23 protein-coding genes and 2 pseudogenes are annotated in these 24,031 nt (G+C 61.2%); 16 read left to right on the plus strand and 9 right to left on the minus strand.

All coding sequences use genetic code 11. The annotated features are described in order from the left end of the window. The 8 genes and pseudogenes from A7Q26_RS25645 to arsH all read left to right on the plus strand — a co-directional run. Positions 1-118 (plus strand): annotated as a pseudogene (locus tag A7Q26_RS25645) (IS6 family transposase); the annotation flags it as partial. Between the two features lie 156 nt (positions 119-274). Further along, on the plus strand, positions 275-805 hold the full coding sequence (locus A7Q26_RS15600; protein ID WP_007686150.1) for a GNAT family N-acetyltransferase: 531 nt from the start codon (positions 275-277) through the stop codon (positions 803-805). A gap of 225 nt (positions 806-1,030) precedes the next feature. After that, the gene (locus A7Q26_RS15605) at positions 1,031-1,990 is read left to right on the plus strand and encodes a recombinase family protein (RefSeq protein ID WP_084439159.1); all 960 of its coding nucleotides are present in this window, start codon (positions 1,031-1,033) and stop codon (positions 1,988-1,990) included. Between the two features lie 89 nt (positions 1,991-2,079). Then, positions 2,080-2,901, plus strand: a complete 822-nt coding sequence (locus tag A7Q26_RS15610) for a DUF3800 domain-containing protein (protein ID WP_157102575.1) — start codon at positions 2,080-2,082, stop codon at positions 2,899-2,901. Positions 2,902-3,286: 385 nt separating this feature from the next. Continuing rightward, positions 3,287-3,616, plus strand: coding sequence for an ArsR/SmtB family transcription factor (locus A7Q26_RS15615; RefSeq protein WP_066861494.1), 330 nt, complete (start codon positions 3,287-3,289; stop codon positions 3,614-3,616). 10 nt (positions 3,617-3,626) lie between these two features. Then, complete coding sequence (gene arsC, locus A7Q26_RS15620) at positions 3,627-4,052, plus strand: arsenate reductase (glutaredoxin) (protein WP_066861499.1); 426 nt, start codon at positions 3,627-3,629, stop codon at positions 4,050-4,052. Further along, the gene (locus A7Q26_RS15625; protein WP_066861501.1) at positions 4,052-5,338 is read left to right on the plus strand and encodes an arsenic transporter; all 1,287 of its coding nucleotides are present in this window, start codon (positions 4,052-4,054) and stop codon (positions 5,336-5,338) included. Before arsC ends, A7Q26_RS15625 begins: the two co-directional genes overlap by 1 nt. After that, on the plus strand, positions 5,338-6,081 hold the full coding sequence (gene arsH / locus A7Q26_RS15630; protein WP_066861504.1) for an arsenical resistance protein ArsH: 744 nt from the start codon (positions 5,338-5,340) through the stop codon (positions 6,079-6,081). Before A7Q26_RS15625 ends, arsH begins: the two co-directional genes overlap by 1 nt. 111 nt (positions 6,082-6,192) lie before the next feature. On the opposite strand, the gene A7Q26_RS25975 is transcribed toward arsH, so the two are convergent. From A7Q26_RS25975 to A7Q26_RS15645, 3 genes are all read right to left on the minus strand, one after another. After that, positions 6,193-6,765, minus strand: coding sequence for a hypothetical protein (locus tag A7Q26_RS25975; RefSeq protein WP_232313825.1), 573 nt, complete (start codon positions 6,763-6,765; stop codon positions 6,193-6,195). 542 nt (positions 6,766-7,307) lie between these two features. Continuing rightward, positions 7,308-8,231 carry a TniB family NTP-binding protein gene (locus A7Q26_RS15640; protein ID WP_066861510.1) on the minus strand — a complete coding sequence of 308 codons (924 nt, stop codon included), beginning with the start codon at positions 8,229-8,231 and terminating at the stop codon, positions 7,308-7,310. Further along, positions 8,228-9,886, minus strand: coding sequence for a Mu transposase C-terminal domain-containing protein (locus A7Q26_RS15645; protein ID WP_066861513.1), 1,659 nt, complete (start codon positions 9,884-9,886; stop codon positions 8,228-8,230). The genes A7Q26_RS15640 and A7Q26_RS15645 overlap by 4 nt, the downstream gene beginning before the upstream one ends. A gap of 298 nt (positions 9,887-10,184) precedes the next feature. Between A7Q26_RS15645 and A7Q26_RS15650 the strand changes: the two genes are divergently transcribed. From A7Q26_RS15650 to hmpA, 4 genes are all read left to right on the plus strand, one after another. Then, complete coding sequence (locus A7Q26_RS15650; protein ID WP_037522307.1) at positions 10,185-11,387, plus strand: tyrosine-type recombinase/integrase; 1,203 nt, start codon at positions 10,185-10,187, stop codon at positions 11,385-11,387. 319 nt (positions 11,388-11,706) lie between these two features. Then, complete coding sequence (locus tag A7Q26_RS15655) at positions 11,707-12,186, plus strand: group III truncated hemoglobin (protein ID WP_017503290.1); 480 nt, start codon at positions 11,707-11,709, stop codon at positions 12,184-12,186. Further along, positions 12,179-12,454: a DUF1971 domain-containing protein gene (locus tag A7Q26_RS15660; RefSeq protein ID WP_004206958.1), complete on the plus strand. Its 276-nt coding sequence runs from the start codon at positions 12,179-12,181 to the stop codon at positions 12,452-12,454. The genes A7Q26_RS15655 and A7Q26_RS15660 overlap by 8 nt, the downstream gene beginning before the upstream one ends. Before the next feature lie 39 nt (positions 12,455-12,493). Next, positions 12,494-13,705, plus strand: a complete 1,212-nt coding sequence (hmpA, locus tag A7Q26_RS15665; protein WP_066861516.1) for an NO-inducible flavohemoprotein — start codon at positions 12,494-12,496, stop codon at positions 13,703-13,705. A 404-nt stretch (positions 13,706-14,109) separates the two neighbouring features. Here the strand turns inward: hmpA and A7Q26_RS25980 are convergent. Next, positions 14,110-14,238, minus strand: a pseudogene (locus tag A7Q26_RS25980) (IS110 family transposase); the annotation flags it as partial. 86 nt (positions 14,239-14,324) lie between these two features. Here A7Q26_RS25980 and A7Q26_RS15670 point away from each other — a divergent pair. After that, a complete protein-coding gene (locus A7Q26_RS15670) occupies positions 14,325-15,077 on the plus strand; it encodes a DUF6796 family protein (protein WP_066861519.1) in 753 nt (250 codons plus the stop codon). Further along, positions 15,074-15,346, plus strand: a complete 273-nt coding sequence (locus A7Q26_RS15675; RefSeq protein WP_017503288.1) for a hypothetical protein — start codon at positions 15,074-15,076, stop codon at positions 15,344-15,346. The genes A7Q26_RS15670 and A7Q26_RS15675 overlap by 4 nt, the downstream gene beginning before the upstream one ends. A gap of 59 nt (positions 15,347-15,405) precedes the next feature. Here the strand turns inward: A7Q26_RS15675 and A7Q26_RS15680 are convergent, their stop codons facing one another. The 5 genes from A7Q26_RS15680 to A7Q26_RS15700 form a co-directional block, all read right to left on the minus strand. Further along, on the minus strand, positions 15,406-15,876 hold the full coding sequence (locus A7Q26_RS15680) for a MerR family transcriptional regulator (RefSeq protein ID WP_017503287.1): 471 nt from the start codon (positions 15,874-15,876) through the stop codon (positions 15,406-15,408). Between the two features lie 81 nt (positions 15,877-15,957). Next, positions 15,958-17,634, minus strand: a complete 1,677-nt coding sequence (locus tag A7Q26_RS15685) for a long-chain-fatty-acid--CoA ligase (RefSeq protein WP_376747075.1) — start codon at positions 17,632-17,634, stop codon at positions 15,958-15,960. After that, positions 17,634-18,941: an OmpP1/FadL family transporter gene (locus A7Q26_RS15690; protein ID WP_036526777.1), complete on the minus strand. Its 1,308-nt coding sequence runs from the start codon at positions 18,939-18,941 to the stop codon at positions 17,634-17,636. The genes A7Q26_RS15685 and A7Q26_RS15690 overlap by 1 nt, the downstream gene beginning before the upstream one ends. A gap of 32 nt (positions 18,942-18,973) precedes the next feature. After that, a complete protein-coding gene (locus A7Q26_RS15695) occupies positions 18,974-19,378 on the minus strand; it encodes a DUF2147 domain-containing protein (protein WP_026109759.1) in 405 nt (134 codons plus the stop codon). 211 nt (positions 19,379-19,589) lie between these two features. Next, complete coding sequence (locus tag A7Q26_RS15700) at positions 19,590-20,234, minus strand: DUF3422 family protein (RefSeq protein WP_004206967.1); 645 nt, start codon at positions 20,232-20,234, stop codon at positions 19,590-19,592. A 282-nt stretch (positions 20,235-20,516) separates the two neighbouring features. Here A7Q26_RS15700 and A7Q26_RS15710 point away from each other — a divergent pair, with 282 nt between their 5' ends. Next, the gene (locus tag A7Q26_RS15710; RefSeq protein ID WP_066861522.1) at positions 20,517-21,653 is read left to right on the plus strand and encodes a thiolase family protein; all 1,137 of its coding nucleotides are present in this window, start codon (positions 20,517-20,519) and stop codon (positions 21,651-21,653) included. Then, on the plus strand, positions 21,650-24,001 hold the full coding sequence (locus A7Q26_RS15715; protein WP_004206971.1) for a 3-hydroxyacyl-CoA dehydrogenase/enoyl-CoA hydratase family protein: 2,352 nt from the start codon (positions 21,650-21,652) through the stop codon (positions 23,999-24,001). Before A7Q26_RS15710 ends, A7Q26_RS15715 begins: the two co-directional genes overlap by 4 nt. Positions 24,002-24,031: the final 30 nt, after the last annotated feature.

The following is a 24,031-nucleotide window of genomic DNA, read 5'->3' on the forward strand; positions in this document are numbered from 1 at the left end:
CCTGCAGCCCGGCATCAGGGGCGAGGTGCGCCTTGTGGAGAGAGCTTTTGGCATTGGGCCCTCGGCGCTGACGGAGGCCATGGGCATGCTCAACCACCATTTCGCAGCAGCCGCCTGATCGGCGCAGAGCGACAGCCTACCTCTGACTGCCGCCAATCTTTGCAACAGAGCCCTGCAAGGAACTCGGGATCGAGCGCGTCACTCTCTACCGCTATGTCGGTCCCAACGGGGAACTCCGGGATTACGGTCAGCGCGTGCTTGCTGCCAAAACGCGATGATGATGACGGGAGCCCCGATCAAACTTACCCAAGCGGACGCCGCAGACGTTGCAGACCTGTACAACCGTTGCAGCGACTATTTCCTGTTGCAGGACGGGGCCGCGCCCACGCTGGACGATGCTCGCGAGCTTTTCTCCGATGTGCCGCCCGAAAAGAGCGCCCACAATCAAGCTGTCCTGGGATGGAAGGGGCCTGGCGGCCTATATGCAATCGCGGCCATCCTCCGCGATTATCCGCGTGATGGCACATGGTATCTCGGCTTCATGATCGTAGATGCCGCACAGCGTGGTCGTGGCGTCGGACGCTCAATTTACTCGACGGTCGAAAGCTGGGCCGCTGCGAGAGGTGCCACAGAGATTCGGTTGGCCGTGCTGGAAGCGAATGAAGCGGCAGAGCGATTTTGGCGTTCTCTCGGCTTCATTGAGTATCGGCGCGTTGGGCCAGACACCTTCAAAATGCGTAGCCATCGCCGGATAGAACTGAGCCGTCGCCTTTCTGGCGCGACCGTAGAAGGCAGCAACAAGTAAGATCTCGCGCCGGCTATCTGGGCGAGCTTGGCGTAGGATTCCGCCCCCTCCCGCAAACGCCCCCGTAAAAGGCGGGACGCCGAGGGGAAGGGCGTGCGCGTCGCCCGCTGACGCCCCTTCCAACTGACTTTCCATTCTCTCGCCAAATTCCAGGCGCGCGAACCGTGCAGAGATCGTATAACGGGGGCAACCGTTCGGTTATCCCCGTTAAATGGATTGTGACAAATGCCCTTGATCGGCTACACCCGTGTTTCGACCGACGAACAGGACACATTCGCGCAGATCGGTGAGTTACGGCGCGCAGGCTGTGCAGCCATATTCGAAGACCGGGCCAGCGGCGCTAGCCGCAGCCGTCCCAAGTTGGCCAGCGCGCTCGCTGCGGTAGGGCAGGGGGATACCCTCGTCGTTGTGCGGATTGATCGCCTCGCACGATCGTTGTCGCATTTGCTCGATATCGTCGAAGCGCTTCGGGCGAAGGGCGCCTACTTTCGCTCGATCAACGATCCAATCGACACGAGCAGCCCACAAGGCATGTTGATGACGCAGATGCTCGGGGCCTTCGCCGAATTCGAACGTGCTCTCATTCGGGAGCGGACGCGCGCGGGCCTCAAGGCGGCGGTCGCGCGTGGCGCGAAACCGGGAAATCCGAAAATGCGCGCGCGGGATCCGTCAGCAATTGATGAGCTACGCCACACTCTGAAGGAAAAGCATCTCCACGATCTGATAGACGGTCGGCAAGCTTGGCTGCCGCTCGTTGAGCGCCTGCGGCCGCAGTTGCCCTGGGCGTTTGTGTTACGGCATATTAGGGCGCTCAGGCCGCCGGTGCGCTCTTTCTCCGAACGCACGTTGGTGAAGGCGTGCCGAGCGCTCGTTGACGCAGGCTACGCAAATCCTGTGATCTTAGAGACGGCGCCGCGCCTTTCCCCCGATAGCCGGGTTGCTATACTTGTTGCCGACAAGCTTAGAAGCCAGCCAGATGCCACACTGCGCGGTATTGCGGCTTGGCTCGGCAAGGATTTGCGGGAGCCAACGCCGCGTGGTGCTCTGAACTGGTCGCCAGAAGCTGTCCGCCGCGTGATCGCTCAAGGGCGGGAGTTGGGGCTCATTTGTTGCGCCAAACCCAATGTGAAACAGGGATGCTCAGTACGGCGGACTGCGTCGATCAGCCCGGAACGGGAGGAGTGAGCCTTCATGCCCACTTCAAGGAATCACCAAGAGGCGAGGCCTGATAATCGGCAGTCTCAGCAAGACTTTAACATTGTGGAATAAATGATGTGGGAGGACTCGACTCTTCTGAGCGCTGCCGCAACAAAGAACATATGCAGCCGCTATTTCATGTCTACATCGATGAGGCGGGCGACCCCGGAGTAAAGCCGAAGGCAACCGATGAGCCACATTGGTCTGATTGGTTCGTCTTGTCCGCGGTTGTGGTAGGAGCCGAGAACGACGCCGACACCGTTGAATGGATCAAGGACATGAACCGTGCGATCCGTCGTAACGGCCCTTCGGACATTCATTATCGTAAGTTCAGCGATGCCAATCGTCGGCATGTGTGCAGGGTGCTTGCAAGCAAGCCAGTTCGCCTCTTCATTGTCGCATCTCATAAAGATACGATGCGCCGGCACCGAAGTCAGCGATTAGGTAAATCTAATGACAAGCAGTTCTATAACTGGTGCCTCAGGCTTCTCCTCGAACGCGTAACGGAATGGTGCGCAAGGCGTGGCCGAAAGATGGGTGCAGGAGTCTTTCCGGCGCGATTGGTGTTTTCACACCGCGGTGGCCATGACTACGGCGAATTGAGGGGGTATCTGCGGAGAATCATTGCGCAATCGCTGACGGGCAATCTGACGCTCGACAGAAAGGGCATTACACCAGACGTCATTTTCGATGACCTGATAGAGGTTGTTCCGCACGACAATCTGGCCGGCTTGCAATTGGCCGACGTGGCGGCGAGTGCGTTCTGGCAAGCCGCCTGTTCAACGTCTCGTCGACATGATCTTACGCCAGCATCAGACCTGATTTGCCGGCTTGCCAGAAAGGGCCAACGCAAGCGCCCCGACGGGTTTGGCATGATGCTTTTACCGCTACCCCACTAAGGCGACATCCCGGTGGCAGACAGGTCAATATTCGAACGTTGCGGCTATAAGTTCAGAAAAATGTGACGGGCCTCGGCCTCTTATTCTCGCTGGGCGGATAGGTCATCATCCTATGGATGGCCGTCCCAGTAGCTGCCTCCCAGCAAAGCTGTTCGTGCAAAAGGTAGATCCGACGTATCCCGTCTCTGCATAGATGCAGTGACCGGCGCCATAATTCAACAATATAGTTCAATGGTCCGGTTCGGTTCGTCGGGTTTTCAAAACAGATTGACTCTTTTACTGTGCGTCGTTGATCTAATTTCCCATCATCCTGATTTTGGTTGGTTGCATCGGATAATCACGATGCTTCATTGACGTCGCGATATCCATCGGCTAAATCCGATACATGGAAACCGATGACGCTCTCTCCATTCTTTCTGCGCTCTCGCATCCCACACGGCTTGATGCGTTTCGCGTCCTGATACGACATGAGCCTGATGGCCTGTCGACCGGCAAATTGGTTGAAGCGTCGGGGCTGACCCAGAGCACGTTCTCGACGCATCTGGCCGTGATGGCGAAGGCAGGGCTGGTGCTTTCAGAGAAGCGTGGCCGCCAACAGATCCAGCGTGCCAACCTCGCCGTGCTGCGAGGACTGATGGTCTACCTGGCCAAGGATTGCTGCCAGGGGCGCGCCGAACTGTGCGAGCCGCTTCTGGCCGAACTCACCTGCTGCTGAAGAGGCAACAATGACCGATATTGTGATCTATCATAACCCGCTTTGCGGGACCTCTCGTAATGCCCTGGCCATGATCCGCAATGCGGGCATTGAACCGCACGTAATCGAATATCTCAAGACGCCGCCCACACGCGCCTTGCTGGTCGAACTGATCGACCGCGCCGGAATGGCCCCGCGCGATCTCTTGCGCGAGAAGGGCACCCCCTATGCAGAGCTGGGCTTGAACGACACGTCGCTGTCGGACGACGCGCTGGTGGACGCGATGATGGCGCATCCGATCCTCATCAACCGCCCCCTCGTTGTGTCACCGCTCGGTGTCAAACTCTGCCGTCCTTCCGAAGCGGTGCTTGATCTGCTGCCGACAGGCCAGCTCGGCGCATTCGCGAAAGAAGATGGCGAACAGGTCGTGGACGCCTCGGGCCAGCGTATCGCCTGATGCTGCCAGCAATTCTGATCTTCATCGCGACGATCGCGCTCGTCATCTGGCAACCCAAGGGCCTCGGCATTGGGTGGAGCGCCATGGGCGGGGCGGTCGTGGCGCTGCTCGCGGGCGTTGTATCGCTCTCCGACGTGCCCGTGGTCTGGGGCATTGTCTGGAACGCGACGGGCGCTTTCGTCGCGATCATCGTCATCAGCCTGCTGCTGGACGAGGCCGGATTCTTCGAATGGGCTGCGCTCCATGTCGCGCGCTGGGGCAAGGGCAATGGCCGCCTCCTGTTTGCCCTGGTCGTGCTGCTCGGCGCGGCGGTATCGTCCCTGTTCGCCAATGATGGCGCGGCCTTGATCCTGACCCCTATCGTTATCGCGATGCTGCGCGCGCTAGGTTATGGCGACAAGGCGACGCTGGCGTTCGTAATGGCGGCGGGCTTCATCGCGGACACCGCCAGTCTGCCGCTTGTCGTCTCGAACCTCGTCAACATTGTGTCGGCCGACTTCTTCAAGCTCGGTTTCGGCGAATATGCCAGCGTGATGGTGCCAGTGGATCTGGCAGCGATCGCCGCCACGCTTGGCGCGCTGATGCTGTTCTTCCGTCGTGACATACCGGCAAACTATGATGTCGCCGCGCTGCATGCGCCGCGGGCGGCAATCCGGGACGCCGCGACCTTCCGCGCAGGTTGGGTCGTCCTCGTGCTTCTTCTCGTCGGCTTCTTCCTGCTCGATCCGCTGGGCGTGCCGGTCAGCGCGGTTGCCGCTGCCGGCGCAATTCTGCTGCTCGCAATCGCGGCGAGGGGGCATGTGATCGAAACCCGCAAGGTGCTGCGCGGCGCGCCGTGGCAGGTCGTCATCTTCTCGCTTGGCATGTATCTCGTGGTCTATGGCCTGCGAAATGCAGGACTGACCGACCACCTGGCCGCGCTGCTCGATCGTACCGCGCAAGGCGGGGTGTGGGGTGCCGCGCTGGGGGCCGGCGTGATCGCTGCCGTCCTGTCATCCGTCATGAACAACATGCCGACGGTACTGGTGGGCGCGCTGTCGATCGACGCCACGCACGCCACCGGGGCGGTGAAGGAAGCGATGATCTACGCCAATGTGATCGGCTGCGATCTTGGCCCCAAGATCACGCCCATCGGCTCGCTCGCCACCCTGCTGTGGCTTCATGTCCTGGGCCAGAAAAACATCAAGATCGGGTGGGGCTATTACTTCCGCGTGGGCGCGACGCTCACCGTTCCCATCCTGCTCATCACCCTTGCGGCGCTCGCGCTGCGTATTGGAATTGCCTGATGCCTATCCGCGACCTTCCCGATCCCGACACGCTACCCGCGCTTGATCCGGCCTTTATCCACCACCGGCCAGCGGCAGGGTTGGGGGCGCTCGATCCCGCACCGCGCATTCTGCTGCTCTATGGCAGCCTGCGCGAACGGTCTTTCTCCCGTCTCGCGGTCGAGGAATCCGCACGGCTTTTGCGCCTGTTCGGCGCGGAAACCCGGATTTTCGATCCATCGACGCTGCCGCTGCCCGACCAGATAGCGGGTGACGATCATCCCGCCGTTCACGAACTTCGCGAACTGGCGCTGTGGTCCGAGGGCCAGGTGTGGTGCAGCCCGGAGCGGCACGGTCAGATCACCGGCATCATGAAGGCGCAGATCGATCATCTGCCGTTGGAAATGAAGGGAATGCGCCCAACGCAGGGGCGCACGCTTGCGGTCATGCAGGTATCTGGCGGCTCGCAGTCGTTCAACGCCGTGAACACGCTTCGCCTGCTGGGCCGCTGGATGCGAATGTTCACCATTCCCAACCAGTCATCCGTGGCGATGGCCTACAAGGAGTTTGACGAAGCAGGCCGCATGAAGCCGTCGAGCTATTATGACCGCATCGTCGATGTGATGGAGGAGCTGGTGCGCTTCACTGTCCTGATGCGTCCGCACGCCGGTCAGCTCGTTGATCGCTACTCAGAACGCAAGCAGCTTGGGGTGCCGGTTGATCCGGCAACTGATCATTCCGCGATCGCGATCTCGGGTCGTTAGCGGAAGCTGCCAAGATAGGTAGGGGACGAGCCCAGAGTGAAAACGACCCAATCGCTCGCCCTTGCCTTCAGGACCGACCGCCGGAGTTCGCGGCGGGGTTGCCAAGGTTGTTCAGCGGCGCAGCGACCAGATCGCCGCCAGTTTGGAAACTTTGCGCTTTTGATCCAACGCTCGGCGAGCGCCGTTCAGCCGGCTGATGAAGCTTGGCGACCATCGATCAGCTGCCGAGATGTGTATTTCGATGGCGGCTCGCTCGACGGTTGAAACGAATTCCTCGATCGATGGCCGACTTTCTGGCCCGTAGAGGGTGCGTCCGGTCGTCGGATCGGGATCCAGAATTGCACAGATTGCCCCTAGAAGGCTCCGGCGTTTTCGAATGCTGCCGGTTGCGAGAGGATGAAGTCCGTCGCTTTCGTAGAAGTCCTGCGGAAGGTAGCCCGGGGTAATGGCAGGGCAGCTGAAGGCGTTCAGCGGGATGTTGGTTCGCGTGTACCCCCAGTAATTTCGACAGAGAATTCCGGCAATGTCATCCACCTCATTCAGGAGCTGCGCGCCGGAGGTGAAGTTGAAACGAAACTGATCTGGTGTTCGACCGGACAGTGCTGCCAGGATTTCGGCTTCGAGAGCAATCACCCGGTCCCAGGCGTCTAGCATAGATGATGGGGCATCGAGGGCGGCGCGCATAGACCGCTCGAGCGGTCGCCAGCACTCACCACAAACGAGGCGCACGCAGTTCGTTGCGGTGCGGATGACTGTCCAGTTGTAGGCGCCACAGATGTTGCACCGCTCTTCTAACGGCCATCGATGTTTGTGGCAGAAGGTTTGCGGCGCGAGGGCCCAGCATTGTCTGAAGTATGCTGGCCTTGCATTGGCCAGGTCTTCAGCCAGACAACGGTTGCACCAGGCAACGCGCACGCAGGGGATAACCGAAGAGGTTGCTAGGCCGATTCCCGTTGGGGGATAGAGCCAGGCGACGAATTCTTTCCGCATCGCCTTGTATCGACGACGAAGGGCGTTTCCGGCCAACTGCCTAGTCTCAACTTTGAACGCTGCCGATGCCCATGCAAGCCATGCAACCGAAGGACAGTAATCCGGGTTGTGTTGACGCCAGGATCGACGAAATAGACGGGGCCCGTCAGACGATCTGACGATAGTTGGTCGCCCCTTCGTTCTGCGTTCACTCCAGGAACTGAGGAGCTCGTCTGGAAAAGGGAGCGGGTGCGCTATCATGGCCGTCGGCACCGGGCGGCTCTCCTGCCTCCGGCAGTGACCTGCATGGAAACCAGGGGAAGTAGCAATTGCTCATCGTCGAAACTGTCGGCATCGATCATCTCGCGGCCGCTACGGATAGCTGCGATGGCAACCGCTTCCATCAATCGAAAAATTCGGCCCGTGACCCCATCGGTAAGCGCAAGGACTCGTCGACGCACCTGGTCATCGTCGAGGTGGGAAGGACGCCTCAGGGGAAGCAATCCAGCGAAGCTGGCCAACAACTGGCGCAATGCATGATCGTTGCGCCAGGCGATCAATTCCAGGGCGCCAAACCGATCTGCAAGGTTCGGGTCAGTGAGCACGGCGATCCGTGCGTCTTCCGTGCCCGCGCAGACAATGGGAATTCTAAGATCGTTGGTGAGGAAGCGGATGGTGTTGAGAAAGATGCGTTGCTGCCTCGGCGTCCCGGCGAGCATCTTGTCGACCTCGTCCAGCACGAGAATGCGGGCGCCGAATTCCGCGAGGGTGCGTCTCGCCAGAGCGCGCAGTGTGCGAAGTGATAGATGGCCGAACTCGGCGTAGTTCATGGCCAGCATGAGCTCGGTATAAAACTCCTCCTCGGTTGGCTCTGGCGGCATCTGAACTGAAACGACCGGCATGACGGTGATGCCAGCCCGTTCGTCGAACGCGGGGGCATGAAGTTCCGAGAAGCGGCTGAGGATTTCGCTTTTGCCCATGCCGGTTGATCCGAACAGGAGCAGGCATGGCATGCGTCCGCGCTTGGGATAGGCCAGAAGATCTTCGAGCTGGCTCAACGCCGCCTCTGATTGCGGAAGGCCCATCCAACGGTCACGGCGTAGCCAATCGATCCTGGTTTCGTCGGGATAGTCCGCCTGGTCGCGATAGGCCGGAAACAGATGTTGGTTGAGAACAGTCATCCGCGTTCCTCGATGTCGAACGGCACAACCCTTTCGGTGTCAGCAGGCGGATCGGGCGGTTTTGGTAGGCGGGGTTCGGTTGGCGCAATGACCGGTGCTCCCGCGCTCAAGGCATAAACGGTTCGCTGCGCGGCTTTGCGAGCCGTCTTGGTCCGAGCGATGGCGTCGCGAACGATGGTCCGTTGCTCTTTGACCATCTCGAAAATTTGATGCTCATCAAGCGCCAGTCGGCCGCGCTCCCGTAGAGCCTTCACAGCCGCATCATGCTCGAATTTCGTGATTGCCGGACGCCGCCGGTCCCGAAGAGGAACGGTCAGATGTTCGCCGTCTGACAGCTCCAGATAAACCGCCGAGAGATTGAGCGGGTTATATTTTACAGGCCGCTTTCGATCAGTGCTCACCGCGAGCGCGGCCAATGTTCCATGCCAGTAGAAGGCGTGAAACAGCTCAATCCCTTCGCGCCGGACTTTGCGCATCTCGAAAGGCAGAAAATTCAGAAGGAAGGCTGCGTCATTGATCGGGTACCGTAGCGGCGTCGGCCGTTTCGCCAGCGCGTCATGCCAAGCGGTCAGGGGCGGAACTCCCAATTCGCCATGGATCGTCCCGTGGTAGACTGCGATCTGGAGCGTGAGCCATCTCTCGAACTCCGGGAGGGTAAGGCAAGCCTTCCCCTCAGCGTTATAGTCGCCCTTCGCCTTTACGTTGGAGAAGGTGGTGCCGGGAAGGAGGTGTATCTCACCGACGGTCGTACCGATCAGCCGCTCGATATGGCCCCCGTAGTGGGGCGTCCGCACCGGTCGATATATCAGCTCGATGCCGTGTTGGCGGCAGCCCCGGTTGAGCGCCAGAGAGTGGAATTCCTTGGCATTATCGAGATGAAGGGCGTCGGGAATCCCCGCGACAGGATACTCGACACGGTCAAGATCCCTTTCCTGCAACCATGCGGTCTTTGGGAGAACAGCGTGGCGGATTGCCATACCAACAGACGTTGCTGATGGGTGCTCCAAAGAGACATAGAACCCGGGGATGGTGCGAGTGGCCACGTCGATCTGGAGCGTGAGGATCGGCCGGCCAAGCGGCCTGCGGAAATGCTCATCGACGATGATGACGTCAGCAGGAGTGTGGTCCATCTGGACGACATGGAGCGGATACTCAGCGTCGAATGAGCGGGTGACAGGGCGGAAGCGATCCGCAGCGGCCTTTGCTCCGTCGCGCGCCGCGATGCTTCGTTTAGCATCGACCTCACGCGCCCGAGCGACAATCGTGTTACGTGAAGGCGCTTCGATGCCTTCCGATTGGCAGGCGTGTCTGACGCTTCGGACCAACTGTGCGAGCGACGGTTTAGGCCGTGCCAGATAGAAGCCGTCAATCTCCGCGCTTATTATGCCATCCAGTCTCGGGGATAGGCGGTGCTGACCTTTTGGAAAGCCCCTGCCTTGGTCAAGAAGGGAGCTCGCCACTGGTTTGGAGCGATATCGGCCGACCAGTTCGAAGATACGGCTGCGGTTAAGTCCGAGTTCCGCCGCTGCACATTCCACCGCAGCGCGGGTCAGTTTGGGCCGTTCGGTGAGGGGCCGAATGACCGCTTCGCGTTCACAAGCCTCCTGCCAGGCGGCAGGTGGGATCATTGTCAGAAGTGTGCCCAAATCGGCCATGACCTATCCCCGACTGCTTCAGGGACTCGCCTTGCGTGGTCCAGTGTTATTGTAGCAAAATCGCGAAGTACACGCGAGACAGGCTTGGATTTTGCTGACAGATGGCGTTTGAAAACCCTGCGTTTCCCAGTCCTGTGTTTTGTTGATACCGACATGCATCCCGGCGGAGGGCAGGGCATTTGGACACTGAAAAGACGATATTCTGGTCATGGCAGAGCGATTTTGATGGGCGCGTGACGCGTGAGGCTATCTATGGGGTCGAACCGCACAGCTTCGACCAGATTGTCGCGCTGTCCAGATGAGCCTCCCAGCGCCCATCAGCAGCCGGCGAGGCCGACAGGCCGTCGACCTCGCCTGGGAGGTGACCAAGCTGAACTGTCGATCGCCAATCACGATCAACGCCGAGCTGATCGCCGCCTATCAGGCGGCATCCTCGCCGCATTCCCTGCGCGCGCTTGCCAGCGACATCGAGGCGTTCGACCATTGGTGCCGCCGAAACGGGCGCGTGACCTCGCCGGCGACTCCCGAGACGGTCGCCGACTATCTCGATGCCCGGGCAGGGCAGGGGGCGAAACCCGCCTCGCTCGGTCGCTACAAGGCGTCGATCGCCAAGATCCACCAGCTGCTCGACATCAAGGATCCCACCCAGGCCGAGCTGGTCAAGCTGCGGCTCCGCGCGATCCGCCGGGAGAAGGGCAGCACGCAAGCCCAGGCGCGGCCGCTGCGGTTCAAGGGGCCGGTGCGCAATGTCGAGCGGGACGCACCCCGGGGGCTTAATGTGCGGGGGCTGCTTGAGGCCTGCGCGGATGATTTGCCGGGGCTCAGGAATCGGGCTTTGCTGTCGGTCGCCTACGACACGGGCTTGCGCGCCTCCGAGCTGGTCGCGGTCGAGGTCGAGCACATTGTGGACGCCATCGATCCCGAGGCGCGGCTGCTGACGATTTCGCGCAGCAAGGGCGATCAGGAGGGAAAGGGCGCGACCGCGTTCCTCAGCCCGCGCTCGGTGCGGGCGATCGCCGCCTGGACTGCGGCTGCCGACATCGAGGAGGGACCGCTGTTTCGCCGGGTGCAGGTGCGCCGCTACAAGGCGCGGGCCGCGGTCAAGGGGCGGCGGATCGAGACGATTTCTGGCCGCGAAAGCTGGGATCTGCGCAAGACATTGCCGAAGTCGGCGGTGCCGGCGCGCACCGAATATGATGTGGGAGAGGGGGCGTTGCACCCGGGTTCGATCGGGCCGATCTGGCGGGCAATGATCCGGCGCGCCTTCGACAAGGGCGCGCTGAGCGACCTCACCGCCGATGATCTGGCGCAGTTGCTCAAGGGCGTGAGCGCGCATTCGACGCGGGTGGGCTTGAACCAGGATCTGTTTGCGAGCGGCGAGGATCTGGCGGGGATCATGGATGCGCTACGCTGGAAGAGTCCCCGGATGCCGCTCGCCTATAATCGCAATCTGGCGGCAGAGCAGGGTGCCGCCGGCCGCTTGATCGCGAAAATCGGGTGATTAGATCTTGAGCTGCGCACAATTAGGTATTTGTGACGGTGTTTGAAAATTCCGAGTGCGCCAGATCACGCGGATTAGCGTTCCAGCGAATGTCCTACGGAATCGGAAAAGAAAACCCGCCCGTCTTTTGACGGGCGGGCAAGGAAAGGTGTCTACGTCTCACCGAGACTCCTTCGGGTCGCTGGCTGATGCTATGCCTTCGTGTTTCGGATTCAAGGCTAAACTAGCGGGGCTGAGCAGTTTCTCAGGCTGTGTACATCGCCGCGACCGACGACCTGGAAATATGCGCTAGCCTTGCGTTTATGCGCAATCATGATCGATGTATTATATATACATGATTGGAGCGCGAGTCGTGGACGGTGTCTCGAAAATCAGAGAAGAAGAGCTGACTCCTTTGGTGGAGGAATTTTACGCGCGGGTCCGCGCCGATCCCGCGCTTGGGCCGATTTTCAACGATGCGATCGATGACTGGCCGGAGCATCTTGGGAAGCTGACTGCGTTCTGGTCCTCCGTCATGCTCACCAGTGGCCGATACAAGGGGCAACCGGTGCCGGCCCATTTGAAGCATAAGGCCAGGATAACGCCCGCGCTGTTCGAGCGCTGGCTCGCACTCTGGGTTCAAACGACCAATGACAGGATGACGCCCGAAGCGGCAGCGGCGCTACAAGCGAAGGCGCGGCGCATCGCCGAGAGCCTGCAACTGGCGATGTTCTTCCAACTGGAGGAACGGAGTGCTGCATCGGTCGCCAACGCGGAACGTAAGGATGCCATCGAGCGACCAGGGCAAACCCATGGCTGAAATCTTGCCTTACCGTTCCACGCCGGTGTTCAACCAGGACACTCTGCCGGCTGCCTTGCGCGCGCGACATGACACGAAGGCTGGTGTTTGGGGCGTGATCCGGGTTTTGGAGGGCGAACTCCGGCTAACCTACCTCGAGCCACCTTCGGAGATCGTCCTGACGCCTGACCAGCCTGGCTTGATTCTCCCTCAGCAACCGCATTTCGTAACGCCGACAGGGCCGATGAAGATGCAGGTGGATTTTTACGATCACATTCCCAAGCTCTGACATTCCGGGATTTTCAACGCATTCAAAAAGGAGAAGTTGATGACGCAGCCCCTCAGCGATCAGACCATTGCGCTCGTCAAGGCGACCGTCCCCGCGCTCGAAGCGCATGGCCTCGACATCGTGAACGAGATGTATTCCCGGATGTTCCAGAACCCGAACATTCGCGACCTTTTCAACCAATCGCACCATGGTGATGCCGGTTCGCAGCCGCGGGCGCTGACCGGCGCCATTCTCGCCTATGCGAGCAACATCGAAAATCTCGGTGCGCTTGCCCCGGCGGTCGAGCGGATCGCGCAGAAGCATGTCGGCCTGCAAATTCTGCCCGAACATTATCCGCACGTTGCCGAGGCGCTCCTGGGGGCGATCAAGGCGGTGCTGGGGGATGCGGCCACCGATGAGATTCTCGCTGCCTGGGGCGAAGCCTACTGGTTCCTGGCCAACATCCTGATCGCCCGCGAGCAGCGAGTCTACTCAGAACAGAAGGATGCGACCGGCGGATGGAATGGCTGGCGCGATTTTCGCGTCGAGGACGTCGTGCGTGAGAGCAGCGTCATCAATTCCTTCGTTCTGCGCCCCGTTGATGGCGGGGCCGTCATGCGGCACAAGCCCGGGCAATATCTGACCTTCTGGCTTGAAATTCCGGGACATCCGCCAGTCAAGCGCAACTATTCGATTTCAGCAGCCTCCAACGGCGAAACCTATCGCATTTCGGTCAAGCGTGAGCCGCTTGGTCTTGCGTCAGGCTGGCTTCATGATGAAGCCAAGCCGGGCACGGTGCTCAAAGTTGCCGCGCCTGCAGGCGAATTCTTCCTGGCAGCGCATGTCGAACGCCCGGTGATCCTCCTGTCGGGCGGCGTGGGGCTGACCCCGATGGTGGCCATGCTCGAAACGCTTGCTGAGGGCGAGGCGGGAGTCCCCGTGCACTATGTCCACGGAACTCATGACCGCGATACCCACGCAATGCGTGATCATGTTCGCGCTGTCGCTGGGCGGGGCAAGTCAATCACCGTCACCGATTTTCATCAGACCCCGCTCGAAGATGAAGTCGCAGGACGGGATTATGACGTCGCCGGCATCATTACCGATGAATGGCTGGTCGCCAACACGCCTGTAGGTGAGGCCGATTACTATATCTGCGGACCACGCCCGTTTCTGCGGCACGCCGTCTCGACCTTGTCGCTGGCTGGCGTCCCATCCGACCGCATTCATTACGAATTCTTCGGTCCGGCGGACGAATTGCTCGCCGCCTGACTGAGCGCGGAGAAGGGCGACATCGCCCTTCTCCGCGTCTACTCAAACCGCCATGTCGGGGGCGTCACATAAAACGGGCACAGATATACGCTCTCATGACTGCCATCCGAGACGCTGGCCGAGTTTACTCCTTCGCTGGCCTCGAGACCAGCGGTCGCATTGACCTTGGCGGGTGTGCCGCGGGCGCCTGATCGACGACGATTGATCATGCTCTCATCCGCGGGTTGATTACCGCACTACCCGTATCCGTCGCTGGGCCTATCCTCCGTCTAAGTTCGGGCGTCGGACGAACCTGCCCCACCGTACACCGTGGATTGCCCATCACAGTCGGGTGCCCGCGGCACGTCGGCCAAGGCTATGCAGTTGGTGCGCTGGCGCCTCCTCTCGTTAATGTCGTGGGTGGATCAGCCGGCTATCGCCGGCGACACCCGACGGGCGATGTCCCAGGCATAGCCGAACAGTTCACGCGCGATCGCGGTGGTCACCTTGGGCTGAGGCTTGCCCGTGGCCGCCAGGCGACGGTAGCGCTGGCAATGGTTCCGTTCAGCCAGCCCGAGCTGATCGCCCAGGAGATCATGCGTCTCGTCGATCGATCCCGCGCCGAAGCAAGGACAAGCCTATGACGGATATCCAGCGGCTCCCGCTTCTTCGTCTCTGCGGTATCGCGGGCGTGATCGGCGCGATCCTCTGGACGCTCGGCGACGCGCTGATCATCGGGGCTAGGGCAAGTCCCGACGACTATCCGCTGATCCTGAAGACCTATGCCGATCGCATCCAGTTCGACGGTGTCGCGCTGATGCTTCCATCCTCCGAGGCGCGGCTCGCCGCGGGCGCGCTGGTGGCCGATGCCGGCATCGTCTTCTATCTCGCGGGCTGCTGGCATCTGCTCGAAGGGCTGCGTCCGGCGATGGGCTGGTGGCGCTGGCTGACCTTCGTCCTGCTGGTCGCCGGCAACGCCTGGTCTCCGCTCGGCCATGCGGGCTTCTACTATGTCGGCATGGCCTACAAGACGATCCCCGAAACGCCGGCCGCGGCCCATGGCGCGCTGCTCGATCTCGGCCAGCACTTCTACCATGTCCTGCTCATCGCCTGGTTGATGCCGATCGTGACGCTGGGCCTGGCGCTGCTGCTCCTCGGGATCGTCATCGCGCTGGGCCGCACCGCCTGGCCACGCTGGTTCGCAGCGCTGGCCAATCCCGTCTCGCTGGTCGCGATCGGCATGCTGATCGCGCGCATCCTGCCCGAGCCGGCGCACACCTGGCTTGACGGCGCCGCGTTCAACCTCGGCTGGCTCGTTGTCTATGCCGTCTCGACGGCGCTGCTCTGGAATGGTGGCCGTTCGCCGGTCGCATCACGGGACGAAGCAGCATGACCGAAGCTGCGACAGCGACAGGCGACGAACAAGTGGGGGAGGAAGCATCAGGCGCTTTCAGCATGAAGCCACTGATGTTCGAGACCTTCGTCTGCTCGATGGCGATGATGTCGTTCGTGGCGCTCGCGGGCCCCATCGCGCGCGTGCTTGGCCTCGAGCCATGGCAGGTCGGCGGGGCGATGACCGCGTCGGGCATCGCCTGGATGATCATGGCGCGGTTCTGGGGCGGCCTTAGCGATCGGCGCGGCGCTCGTCGCTTGACGGCTTGATTGGATCGGGGGCGCCGCGATCAAGCGTTACCGCTCGGTTAGAGAATGGGATGACCAAATTATCGCTGCAACTTTGCCATCGCTTCCACTTCGATGGTTGTAAGCTCGTCGATTGTCAGGTCGAGCGCAGAGCGCTGCGTCTTCAAGTCGACCAACCTTTCCCGGATGCGGGCAATCAATCGCTCCATTTGCTCCTTATGCTCGGGATCGGCATCGTAGAGATCGAGAAACTCCTTGATTTCCTTGATGGAGAAGCCAAGGCGTTTGCCGCGCAAAATCAGCTGTATGCGTCCGATCTCACGCCTGGAATATGCCCGGGTACTGCCTACCCGTTGAGGGGCGATAAGCCCCTCCTTTTCGTAGAAGCGTAGCGTGCGAAGTGTCAGTCCGAGTTCCTGAGCGACATCCTGGATGCCGTACACTTGTAAATCCGCATCCTTTGCGCGGGTTCTCCCCTTGTGCGTGGGGTTGTCGCGATCCGCGTCCTTAAGCGTTTCATCGTCCTCGGCGAGGTGGAGCGAGTTCCCCATGCCATCCACTCCCTGTCCTCCAATCACGGCTACCCTACCACTCAAGCGCATAAGCCTCGTAGCTTGACAGGGGATAGAGGCTCAGGCGAGCTTTTTGTTCTCCTCCTCGATCAAATCCTTCTTCGAAAGTTTGCCGATCAACGTCTTGGGCAGGCTGTCCCGGAATGCGAAGGCCTTGGGCATCTCGATCTTGCTGAGGCGATCCTGCAAAAAGACCTTGAGTTCATCGACGGTCAGGTTCGATCCCTCGTGCAGCGCGATGAACAACTTGGGAGATTGACCTCTGTAGGCGTCAGGAATCGCGATTGCGATCGCCTCCTTTACCGCCGGGTGCTGGTAGGCCGCATCCTCGATGATCCGGGGATATACATTATATCCGCCACAGAAGATGATGTCCTTGATGCGGTCGACGAGGAAGAGATAGCCATGCTCATCAAAATAGCCGATATCGCCGGTTCGTAGCGCGCCATCGACGAAGACAGCACTGGTTTCTGCAGGGCGCTGCCAATAGCCCTTCATCACCTGAGGGCCGCGGGCGCACACTTCTCCGCGTTCTCCCTGGGGAAGAACCCGCGAGGGATTCTCCGGATCTCGGATCTCGATGATGGTGCCGGGGAAACTTGGGCCGCAGCTATTGTCCTTCACCGTCCCAAACAACGGGTTGCAGGCGATGATCGGGGCGGTTTCGGAGAGCCCATATCCTTCCACGACCCTGGCACGCGTGCGTGCCTCGAACTCCTCGCGTACCTCGAGCGGGAGCGGTGCGCCGCCGGATATACAGGCGCGCACGGCCGAGAGATCGGGTATCTCGTCGTCCGGAAGCGCGTTCAGGGCAACATAGATCGTAGGCACGCCGAAGAACTGTGTCGGCGGCTTGCGCTTCATCGTGTTGAGAACCTGCTTCATCTCAAACCGTGGCAGCAGGACGATTTCGGCGCCGATTTCGACTGAGAAGTTGAGCACCGTCGTGAGTGCGAAGACGTGAAACATGGGCAGGACGCCGAGAGTTCTCTCCTGCTGCGGGCGAAGTCCTCCCACATGCACCACCATCTGGGCGCTGTTCGCCGTGAGGTTGGCGTGGGTCAGCATTGCGCCCTTGGGCACGCCGGTTGTGCCTCCGGTATATTGAAGGACCGCGACATCATCAGGGTGACGTTCTACCGCGTCAGGTTCGGCATCATGGGCGAGAAGCGCCTTGAGCCGGACATGAAGGCCTTCGTCGAGTATCCGCGCGTGGTCTTTTCGCTTGAATAGCGCAAAGCCCAGGCCTTGCAGCCAGGGCAGCATATCCCTCATGCCGCACAACACGATCTTGTCCAGCCCGGCACGTGGCGCGACGGCTTGCACTTTCTCGTGGATTATCCGGACGTCCGGTACCGCCATCATGCGCGTTCCCGAGTCCCGGATCTGATGCTCCAGTTCGCGCTCCGTGTAGAGCGGGTTGAAGTTGACCACGATCGCACCCACGCGCAGCGCCGCGAAGTACAATATCGCGAAATAGGGGCAGTTCGGCAGGCACAGGCCGAACCGATCGCCCTTGCGCAGCCCCTGATCCTGCAATCCACGTGCTGCACGGCGAACGAGTTGCCCCACCTGCGCATAAGTCCAGGTTCGCCCGAGAAAGTCGATGGCGACGCGTTCGGGATAAAGGTTCAACGCATTGTCGAGGAGGTCGGTCAGGAGCCGTGGCGGAATTGCCGGTTCCGGTATCGACGGGAAGGCGCTGATGGCGGGCTGGGGCATGGCGATCTCCAGCATCAGAAGTGGAAACGTCCGCCGAGCGACAGCACGACGGCGTGCGCGTCCTCGAGCTTGCCGTCCATCAGGATCGGCGTCTGCACGGCCGTGCCGGCATAGGCCGCTGTCGTGCGATCAATAGTCGTATCCTTGAACGTAATATACGCTGCGCCCGCATCGAGCGTGAACCGGGAAGACACGGCATAGCTTGTGCCGGCAGCGAAATTCCAACGGTTGCTGTCAGGCACTCGAGCGTCCCGATTGCCGTTGCGCGTCGGGGTCTGGGCGTGTTGAACGCCGGCACGAACGGTCCAGGCTGGTGTGACCGCGTAATCGATGCCGCCTGCGAAGCTCCAAGTGTCCCGGTAATTTTCCGGGATTGAAACGTTGAGCGGCGCGCCGAGCCGGATAGCGTCGAATTTCGACCAACCCATGCGGGTCACCTGACCGTTGAGGGTGACCTTGGGCGACACCGCCACGCGCGCTCCGAAGATCGCCTGCCAGGGGGTCTCGAACGTGGCGTTTGCATTCACTACGCTGTTTTGCCCGGCGAGCGGACCAAGAAGACCGGTCGTCGTCACCGAACCGTCGAGATTATGCTTCACGCTCGACTTGTAGCTGGCGCCCAGTTGCATGGGGCCGGCGCGATATTGCAGCCCGGCCGACCAGCCAAGATCCCAACCATTGCCTTTCAGCTCCTGGTGGCCGTCGGCGAGAAGAGGCGATAGGTTCGGCAGATAGTTGGACAATGATGCGTCGGCATATTCGATATTAAGCGCGGCGCCGATGCTGAGATTTGGCGTAACGAGGTAGGCGATCGATGGCTGGATGTCGTATGTTCGCAGCTTGGTCTTGTCGGCGCTATACCGTGCCCAGCTGTCGGCATCATAATTGGTTGTGAAGCTATAAGGGGAGGCGACGGTCAGCCCCAAAGCGAGCCGTGATGTCAGGCCGACGGCTATCGCGCCGGAGGGTAGTACGCCATTATTGATCGGATCACGAGAGCGTTGGCTCCCGCCTACAGCCGCAGCCGACTGCCCGGGACGGACAATGAGCGTGTTGACATTGTCAACCGACCCTTTGGGAAGGATTACGCTTACGGCCTGGTGGGCATCGACTCCTTCCATGCCTGCGATCGCAGCCGGATTCCACCAGAGGGACTGTACGCCCTGGTCGGCGACCTCGCCCGAAAAGGCTCGTCCGGCACCTCTGGACGATTGTTCCTGAAGGTAAAAGGCCTGCGCGCTCGCGGCTTGCGGCGCGAGCAATCCAGCCGCCACGGCCGATGTTGCGATCCCAACTTTCCAATTTTTGCCTGCCACGCCCATCTCCCCTTTCGTGATTGTCAAATTCCTCGTGCTTATCGGAGGCGCGTCCATGTCTGCGTCTTGCACAGGGGCCAGACGATGCAGCCCTTGAGGCGCAAATGATCCCGATCGGCTAACGTGACCGTCGCGCTGTATGTACCGCCATCCTCAGCGTTGTAGATGGAACCACCCGACCAACTGCCCGACTTCCACGTAAAACCCTGCAGAATCTGCAATCCACGAAGCGGACGACCGCGCAACGCAGCGGTCTTGTTCTTTTCGTCACGTAGTTCGGGGTTGGCTTTGATCCCGTCGGAACTGATCAAGGCACCGCAGATCGATTGCCCGCAGCGGGTGATTTCCACGACGCCATGACGGCTCTCGGTTTGCCAGCGACCGACAACGGTGTCGGCGGGCAATGCAGTGCTCGAAGCCAGTAGTGTCAGAATGATCGACATTGTTCCTCTCCGCGCGCCTTCAGGCGACCGTCTGTTTCACGTCTGGAGCCAATATGCGGCAAATCAGCGTCCCATAACCATCTCGATGACGTATAGGTAAGTCAATAGCTCAATGCGTCATCAAAATGCCTATTAGGTTGTGTGCGAATTGGAGGGGTCAGGCGCTGCTGGCCCCGTCGTCAGGGTTCGGGCGTGTTCGTGTGTGACGCCGTCAAGCTATTGATCTGTGCGTGCCTTCAAGCAAGGAAAGATTGCGATAATTGCCCAGTTCCTGAATGCGCTGGATGGAACGCGACACTTCGCCGTCAGCCGCCCCGTTCGCGGCAACGACCAGGCGCCCGTAGCCGCCGGCGTGAATGCGAAAGTCGCTCCAGATCCGGACGCTATCCCCGATGATGCAGGAGACGAGATGGCCCGGATGGAAGTCGGCCCGATCGACAACCGGCTCGGCGTAGCTATCGTTCGCCACAACGACGATGTGGGTTGCGCGGATGACCAGGCCCGGCAGCGTTTCCATCCACTGCAAGGTATCACTGAAGGGGCCGACGTCGGGAGCAGACCAGAACTGCGCGTCCGCGCTGACCGAGGTTGACGTTAGCGTCGTGGTGACCGCTTCACTGTGCCTTTCCCAGGCCAGCCGCCCGTTGGCGGACCACTCCGTTTCCAGGTGGCGCAGGTTGCGATCGAGTCCAGAGGCACATCGCTGCTCCAGGATCAGCCATTCCTTCTCCCGGTCATTCTCATCGACCAGGCGAACCGTCTGAAATGCCATGGCGGGCAATTCGAGTGCAGGAAAACGGCGCAGATGCATTTCGCCGACGATCTGACGCCGGAGGGGATGCTCAGAAAATCGCATGTGTGCGCCTTCGAAAACAGGTGCAGTGGCGCTTGGGGAGAGGCGCAGCCGTCGATAAGACGGGCGCGAGCATCATCGCCGGGATGAGAGTGCGCGGTTTTTCACTGGCGAGCATCCGTACGTTCCTCGGCCAAGACCTCCGATATCAAGCCTCCCGGGAACCGGTGCATGACGATTCCCTCGACGGCGTGAGAAGAGTGCCAAAGATTTTAGTTGACGTAAACGTCATTTCACGCACCATTAGGTAATCAGATGTCCGATTCCCTGGAGAGGCTATCATCGATGCGTAATGTGGTTGTTGCGGGCTATGCCCGGTCCCCCTTTCACCTGGCAGGCAAGGGCGCGCTGGCGCGCGTCCGCCCTGACGATCTGGCCGCTCAGGTCATTCGCGGACTGATTCAGCAGACCGGCGTGAAGGCCGAAGATATCGAGGATATCGTGCTGGGCTGCGCTTTTCCTGAAGGCGAGCAGGGCTTCAACATCGCGCGCCTTATCGGTCTTCTCGCCGACCTGCCGCTCTCTGTCGGCGGCATGACCGTTAATCGCTTCTGCGGATCGTCGATGAGCTCGGTCCACATCGCTGCGGGCCAGATTCAGCTTGGCGCCGGCGAGGCCTTCATCTGCGCGGGCGTGGAGTCGATGAGCCGCGTGCCGATGATGGGGTTCAATCCGCTGCCGAACCCCGAGCTCGCGAAGAAGAGCGCCGCCTATATGGGCATGGGCGACACGGCGGAGAATATCGCGACCAAATATCAGATCACCCGTGCCCAGCAGGAAGCCTTTGCGGTCGCCAGTCAGGACAAGGCGGCCGCGGCTATCGCGGCCGGCAAGCTCGAGGCCGAGATCGTGCCGATCACGACCAAGGCGGGCGTGGTCGACAAGGATGGCACGCCGCGTGCCGGCACGACGACGGAAACCCTCGCCGGGCTGAAGCCGGCCTTCAGCCAGGACGGCACGGTAACGGCGGGAACGTCCTCGCCGCTGACCGATGGCGCAAGCGCAATCCTGGTCACGAGCGAGGATTATGCGCGCGCGCATGGACTGCCGATCCTTGCCCGCATCAAGTCGGTTGCTGTCTCTGGCTGCCAGCCGGAGATCATGGGCATCGGACCGGTCGAGGCCTCGCGCAAGGCGCTGCAGCGGGCGGGGCTCAGTGTGGACCAGCTTGACGTTGTCGAGCTCAACGAAGCCTTTGCGAGCCAGTCACTGGCCTGCATCAGCGACCTGGGGCTTGACCAGTCGAAGGTCAATCTGGACGGCGGCGCCATCGCGATAGGCCACCCTCTGGGGGCGACCGGTGCGCGGATCGTGGGCAAGGCCGCGGCTCTGCTGAAGCGCGAAGGCGGCAGCTATGCGCTTGCCACCCAGTGCATCGGCGGCGGTCAGGGCATCGCCACCGTGCTGGAGGCGGCGGAATGAGCGAGCAGGCCATCAAGCCAGTCGGCGCCCCGCCGGAAACCATCAAAAAGGTCTGCGTGATCGGCGCAGGCGTCATGGGCGCCGGCATCGCAGCGCAGGTCGCCAATGCCGGCGTGCCGGTGCTGCTGCTCGATATCGTGCCCAAGGAGGGCGGCGATCGTGACGCCGTGGCGAAGGGTGCGGTCGCGAAGATGCTGAAGACCGATCCGGCGCCCTTCATGTCGAAGGCTGCGGCGAAGCTCGTTGAAACGGGCAATATCGACGACCATCTCGAGCGGGTGGCCGAATGCGACTGGATCGTCGAGGCGATCGTCGAACGGCTCGACATCAAGCAGGCGCTCTACGCCAAGCTCGAGCAGCTCAAGCGTCCGGGCACGGCGGTATCGTCCAATACCTCGACGATTCCGCTTGGCCATCTGGTCGAGGGGCGGGACGATCAGTTCAAACAGGACTTCCTGATCACCCATTTCTTCAATCCGCCGCGCTACATGCGGCTCATCGAAATCGTGACCGGCCCCGACACTGATACGGCTGTGGCGAGGCGCGTCTCGGATTTCGTCGATCGAAAGCTCGGCAAGCGCATCGTGCCGGCGCGGGACACGCCGGGCTTCATCGCCAATCGCATCGGTACCTACTGGCTGGCCGTCGCGATCAATGCCGCGATGGACCAGGGGCTGACGGTGGAGGAAGCCGACCAGATCGGCGGAAAGCCGATGGGCGTGCCCAAGACCGGCATTTTCGGCCTTGTCGATCTCGTTGGCGTCGACCTCATGCCGCTGCTCACGAAGAGCCTGTCCTCGACGCTGCCGGCAGGTGACGCCTATTTCGACACGGTGAGGCCGATGCCGCTCGTCGACAGGATGATCGCGGAAGGCTTTACCGGGCGGAAGGGCAAGGGCGGTTTCTACGCGTTCGACAAGGCGACGAAGACCAAGAAAGCGCTCGATCTCGCGACCGGCGAATATCGCGTATCGGTGAAGCCGGCTTCCTTGCCGGGCCGGGCCGAGAAGGACCTGGCAGCATTGGTTGCTGCGCCCGGCAAGGTCGGCGCCTATGCCTGGGAAATTCTCGGCAAGGTTCTTTCCTATGCCGCGAGTCTGGTCGGTGAAGCTGCGGACAACATCGTCGGCATCGATGACGCGATGAAGCTCGGCTACAACTGGAAGTTCGGGCCGTTCGAACTGATCGATCGCCTCGGGCCGGGCAAGCTCGCCGAACGGCTGGCCGCCGAGGGGCGGGATGTTCCCGCGATCCTCAAGGTAGCCGGAGATCGGCCTTTTTACCGGGTGCAGGACGGCCGTCGGCAATATCTCGATGCCGCCGGCGACTATCATGATGTCGTGCGGCCCGAGGGCGTGCTGCTGCTGGAAGACATCAAGCTCCATAGCCAGCCGATCCTCAAAAATGGTTCGGCGGCACTCTGGGATGTCGGCGACGGCGTTGCCTGCCTTGAGTTCACCGGCAAGATGAACGCGCTCGACGGCGATGTGATGAAGCTGATCGGTCAGGCGATCCCGGTCGTGCAGGACAAGTTCAAGGCGCTCGTCGTCTATAATGAGGGCAGCAATTTCTCCGCCGGCGCCAATCTCGGTCTTGCTCTGTTCGCACTGAACATCGCGGCATGGGGCGAGATCGAAAAGCTCGTCGCGGGCGGGCAGCAGGCCTACAAGGCGCTCAAATATGCGCTGTTCCCGGTCGTGAGCGCTCCGGCCGGCATGGCATTGGGCGGCGGTTGCGAGATCCTGCTCAACAGTGATGCCGTGCAGGCCCATGCCGAAAGCTATGTGGGTCTGGTCGAGTGCGGCGTGGGTCTGATCCCTGGCTGGGGCGGATGCGGTGAAATGATCGATCGCTGGCGCTCCAGTCCCGGCATGCCCAAGGGGCCGATGCCGGCCGTAGCCAAGGTCTTCGAGACGGTATCGACAGCCACTGTGGCAAAGTCGGCCGCCGAGGCGAAGGAGCATGGCTTCCTGCGTCCCTCGGACGGCATTACGATGAACCGGGACCGTCTGCTGGCGGACGCCAAGGCGAAGGCACTGGAACTGGCCGACGGTTACAAACCGCCTGTGGCTCCGGAATTCCGCTTGCCTGGCGCGGGAGGCAAGTCCGCTCTTTCGATGGCTGTCGAAGGCTTCCAGGCCCGTGGCCTCGCCACATCTTACGATGGTGTCGTATCCGGCGCGCTCGCCGACGTCCTGACGGGCGGCGAGAAGGATCTCATCGACATCGTGACCGAAGAGGATCTGCTGGCGCTCGAGCGCAAGGCCTTCATGCAACTGGTGCGCGACCCGCGGACCCAGGCGCGCGTCGAGCAGATGCTCGTCACCGGCAAGCCGCTGCGTAACTGATTGGCGGCCGGCGGCCGGATGGCCGACCGG

It is taken from the genome of Sphingobium sp. TCM1, from assembly GCF_001650725.1.
Classification (GTDB): domain Bacteria; phylum Pseudomonadota; class Alphaproteobacteria; order Sphingomonadales; family Sphingomonadaceae; genus Sphingobium.

Bases quoted from the DNA above. Each gene is read 5' to 3' on its own strand.
- A7Q26_RS15690 (WP_036526777.1), bottom strand. From the start codon at position 18,941: ATGGGCGTGGCAGGCAAAAATTGGAAAGTTGGGATCGCAACATCGGCC.
- A7Q26_RS15615 (WP_066861494.1), top strand. From the start codon at position 3,287: ATGGAAACCGATGACGCTCTCTCCATTCTTTCTGCGCTCTCGCATCCC.
- A7Q26_RS15645 (WP_066861513.1), bottom strand. From the start codon at position 9,886: ATGGCCGATTTGGGCACACTTCTGACAATGATCCCACCTGCCGCCTGG.
- A7Q26_RS15700 (WP_004206967.1), bottom strand. From the start codon at position 20,234: ATGCGATTTTCTGAGCATCCCCTCCGGCGTCAGATCGTCGGCGAAATG.
- A7Q26_RS15710 (WP_066861522.1), top strand. From the start codon at position 20,517: ATGCGTAATGTGGTTGTTGCGGGCTATGCCCGGTCCCCCTTTCACCTG.
- A7Q26_RS15660 (WP_004206958.1), top strand. From the start codon at position 12,179: ATGGCTGAAATCTTGCCTTACCGTTCCACGCCGGTGTTCAACCAGGAC.
- A7Q26_RS15685 (WP_376747075.1), bottom strand. From the start codon at position 17,634: ATGCTGGAGATCGCCATGCCCCAGCCCGCCATCAGCGCCTTCCCGTCG.
- A7Q26_RS15625 (WP_066861501.1), top strand. From the start codon at position 4,052: ATGCTGCCAGCAATTCTGATCTTCATCGCGACGATCGCGCTCGTCATC.
- arsC (WP_066861499.1), top strand. From the start codon at position 3,627: ATGACCGATATTGTGATCTATCATAACCCGCTTTGCGGGACCTCTCGT.
- A7Q26_RS15640 (WP_066861510.1), bottom strand. From the start codon at position 8,231: ATGACTGTTCTCAACCAACATCTGTTTCCGGCCTATCGCGACCAGGCG.
- arsH (WP_066861504.1), top strand. From the start codon at position 5,338: ATGCCTATCCGCGACCTTCCCGATCCCGACACGCTACCCGCGCTTGAT.
- A7Q26_RS15670 (WP_066861519.1), top strand. From the start codon at position 14,325: ATGACGGATATCCAGCGGCTCCCGCTTCTTCGTCTCTGCGGTATCGCG.
- A7Q26_RS15695 (WP_026109759.1), bottom strand. From the start codon at position 19,378: ATGTCGATCATTCTGACACTACTGGCTTCGAGCACTGCATTGCCCGCC.
- hmpA (WP_066861516.1), top strand. From the start codon at position 12,494: ATGACGCAGCCCCTCAGCGATCAGACCATTGCGCTCGTCAAGGCGACC.
- A7Q26_RS15680 (WP_017503287.1), bottom strand. From the start codon at position 15,876: ATGGGGAACTCGCTCCACCTCGCCGAGGACGATGAAACGCTTAAGGAC.
- A7Q26_RS15655 (WP_017503290.1), top strand. From the start codon at position 11,707: ATGTATTATATATACATGATTGGAGCGCGAGTCGTGGACGGTGTCTCG.
- A7Q26_RS25975 (WP_232313825.1), bottom strand. From the start codon at position 6,765: ATGCGCGCCGCCCTCGATGCCCCATCATCTATGCTAGACGCCTGGGAC.
- A7Q26_RS15600 (WP_007686150.1), top strand. From the start codon at position 275: ATGATGATGACGGGAGCCCCGATCAAACTTACCCAAGCGGACGCCGCA.
- A7Q26_RS15675 (WP_017503288.1), top strand. From the start codon at position 15,074: ATGACCGAAGCTGCGACAGCGACAGGCGACGAACAAGTGGGGGAGGAA.
- A7Q26_RS15650 (WP_037522307.1), top strand. From the start codon at position 10,185: ATGAGCCTCCCAGCGCCCATCAGCAGCCGGCGAGGCCGACAGGCCGTC.
- A7Q26_RS15715 (WP_004206971.1), top strand. From the start codon at position 21,650: ATGAGCGAGCAGGCCATCAAGCCAGTCGGCGCCCCGCCGGAAACCATC.
- A7Q26_RS15605 (WP_084439159.1), top strand. From the start codon at position 1,031: ATGCCCTTGATCGGCTACACCCGTGTTTCGACCGACGAACAGGACACA.